Genomic DNA, 2,472 nt, shown 5'->3' with positions numbered 1-2,472 from the left:
ACTGAGGGCAATGATTCAGAACAATATGGTAGTCGCTTTTTTTATAGCCTTTTATTGCAGTGCCATAATCAGCCTTGCCTCCAATAAAATCATCTACACCTGTTATTGAAATGGACTTATTCTTGAACGAATACTGTGTTGTTTCATTAATTAGCAGAGTGCAATTATTGCCTGCATAAATTTTATTTAACTCATCTAAATCGATATTACCCCAATATTCCCAATTACCTAAAATGGCCACCTTTTTTATTTCCTTATCAATTAGTTTTAAAAACTCATTGAGTAGAGGAGTGTTTTCCGATTTATCTATCGCATCACCGGTAATTAAGATTAGTTGAGGTTGTAATTTGTTAAGCTTATTTGCCAGATGCTTTAACTGATAATTTACAGATTGAAGATGCAAATCAGAGATTTGAACAACTTTGATATGGGTTGTTTCTTTAGTTGCCTTGCCAATGTAAAATTCATTAGTTTCGATAAAAAACTTCTCAATCCAAAACATATCTGCCAGGATGGTTCCGAATGTAGCCAGAAGACCTGCCCTTATGAATTTTCGCCTGGTTAGTTTCATTGTCAACTTTAAATATTAAGGGCCGTATTCCAAAGAAACGATTTTTTTCGATTTTTACACGATGGGATTATACTATCTTTAGCATCAACGTATATATTCATGAAAGTCGCTTCACTACCTGAAAATGAATCTGCCAGGCTATCGGCCCTTGCTTCCTACCAGCTTATGGATAGTGAACAGGAGCAGGAGTACGATGACCTTGCTATGCTGGCCGCAGAAATTTGTCAGACACCAGTTGCTTTGATTACCTTAATTGGAGAGCAGCGTCAATGGTTTAAATCCAGATATGGGACTGAATTAACAGAAAATCACCGTGATTATACTTTTTGTAGCCATGCAATAATAGATGATCAGGAGATCATGATCGTCAGCGATGCTACTGAAGATTCTCGTTTTTTTGATAACCCGATGGTAACCCAGCATAAAGTGGTTTTCTACGCAGGTGTTCCTCTGGTAAATCCTGATGGATATGCACTTGGGAGTATCTGTGTTATTGGTAATGAAAAGAAACAGCTCAATGACAGCCAGATAAGGGCATTGAAAATTCTGGGGCGACAGGCGCTTCAATTGATCGAGCTACGTAAGAAAGTATACGAATATGAAGAAGTGAATAAAGCGCTGGAAGAGTCAAATGGTTTGGTTCAGAAATTTGCCGAGCGCGTAGCCCACGATATCAAAAATCCATTGGGTAATATCATGCTTACGGCACAAGCTTTAAGAAGTAAAGCAGAGAAGGCGGGGCATGATGGCTATTATCGTTTTATTGACATTTCGCTAAATTCAGCAAAGAAACTAGTGGACTACGTTAATGAACTGCTCAGGGACACAAAAACTTCTACAGGGGTAGGAGAAGAGAAGGAAGTTTTTTCCCTTACCCATTTACTGGAAGAAGTAATCAGTATGCTTACTGTACCAGAAAATTGCAAACTCCAACTTCCGCTGGACGCGGAAATTTGTTCCTCCAGAATTGCATTGGAGCAGATATTGCTGAACCTATTAAGTAATGCCATAAGATATAACGATAAAATTCATCCTGAGATTAAAATAAAGTTTGAACAAACTGCAGAAGGATATACTTTCGTAGTAGGCGACAATGGCATTGGTATGTCGAAAGAGGTTCTAAGCAGTATTTTTGAGCACGGCTATTGTTCCGGCGTTTTGGATCGCTTCAGTAATATCGGAAATGGTATTGGGCTTGGTACTGTGAAATCGCAGGTAGAGAGATTACGTGGACGTATTGAGGTAGAATCTACAATGGATGTAGGGTCTACCTTTTTTCTTTACTTGCCTAAGTGATCCAATCATTCCTGTCTTAATTGGCGTTTATGGGTTTATTGTTTACTTGAAGCCAATCAAATGAGTTCTCCAAGCGGGCATTATAATGTAACTGCTTATTTATCCCCTGATGGAAATGAGGATGTATTGAAATCTCATATCGAAACCGCTGCTGTAGTTGGCCAGCAATATTTTGTGGTTCCGGCGACGCCTACAGATATCAGGACACCTGGCACTATCAATGACTATAAACGAATGGCACAAAAGTTTAACGGGGCAGGCGAATTATGTAAAGATCACCAACTTAAACTTGGATATCACAATCATGCATTTGAGTTCAAGGATTTGCGTAATGGGCTAACAGGCTATGACGTATTTTTAAAAGAGACTGATCCTGGACTAGTTAGTTTTGAGCTGGACATTTTTTGGCTTATTAATGCAGGTTATGATCCTTTGGTTTTATTTAAAGAAAATCCGGGCCGTTTTAAAATGTGGCACGTGAAGGATATGGATAAAACAGACAAGTCTGTTTATACTGAAGTAGGAACGGGCAGAATTGATTATAAGGGTATTCTGGCCGAGGCTAAATTATCGGGACTTGAAAATCTCTTTGTGGAGCAGGATGT

General features: G+C 38.8%; 3 protein-coding genes. 2 read left to right on the top strand and 1 reads right to left on the bottom strand.

Going from position 1 to position 2,472, the window contains the following annotated elements; translation table 11 throughout:
* A partial coding sequence (locus AC1DG9_RS26060; RefSeq protein WP_477635569.1) for a metallophosphoesterase occupies nucleotides 1–571 on the bottom strand: 571 nt, incomplete at its 3' end.
* A gap of 99 nt (nucleotides 572–670) precedes the next feature.
* Between AC1DG9_RS26060 and AC1DG9_RS26055 the strand changes: the two genes are divergently transcribed.
* Both AC1DG9_RS26055 and AC1DG9_RS26050 read left to right on the top strand, forming a co-directional pair.
* Nucleotides 671–1,867 (top strand): GAF domain-containing sensor histidine kinase, encoded by a 1,197-nt coding sequence (locus AC1DG9_RS26055; protein ID WP_477611811.1) that lies wholly within the window; start codon nucleotides 671–673, stop codon nucleotides 1,865–1,867.
* Between the two features lie 60 nt (nucleotides 1,868–1,927).
* Nucleotides 1,928–2,472, top strand: a 545-nt coding sequence (locus AC1DG9_RS26050) for a sugar phosphate isomerase/epimerase family protein (RefSeq protein ID WP_477635568.1), incomplete at its 3' end; no start/stop codon positions are given.

The sequence above is a fragment of the Pedobacter sp. 05L430 genome, from assembly GCF_056397585.1.
The sequence above is the reverse complement of the archived record's forward strand: the minus strand, read 5'-3'. Positions and strand labels throughout refer to the sequence as shown.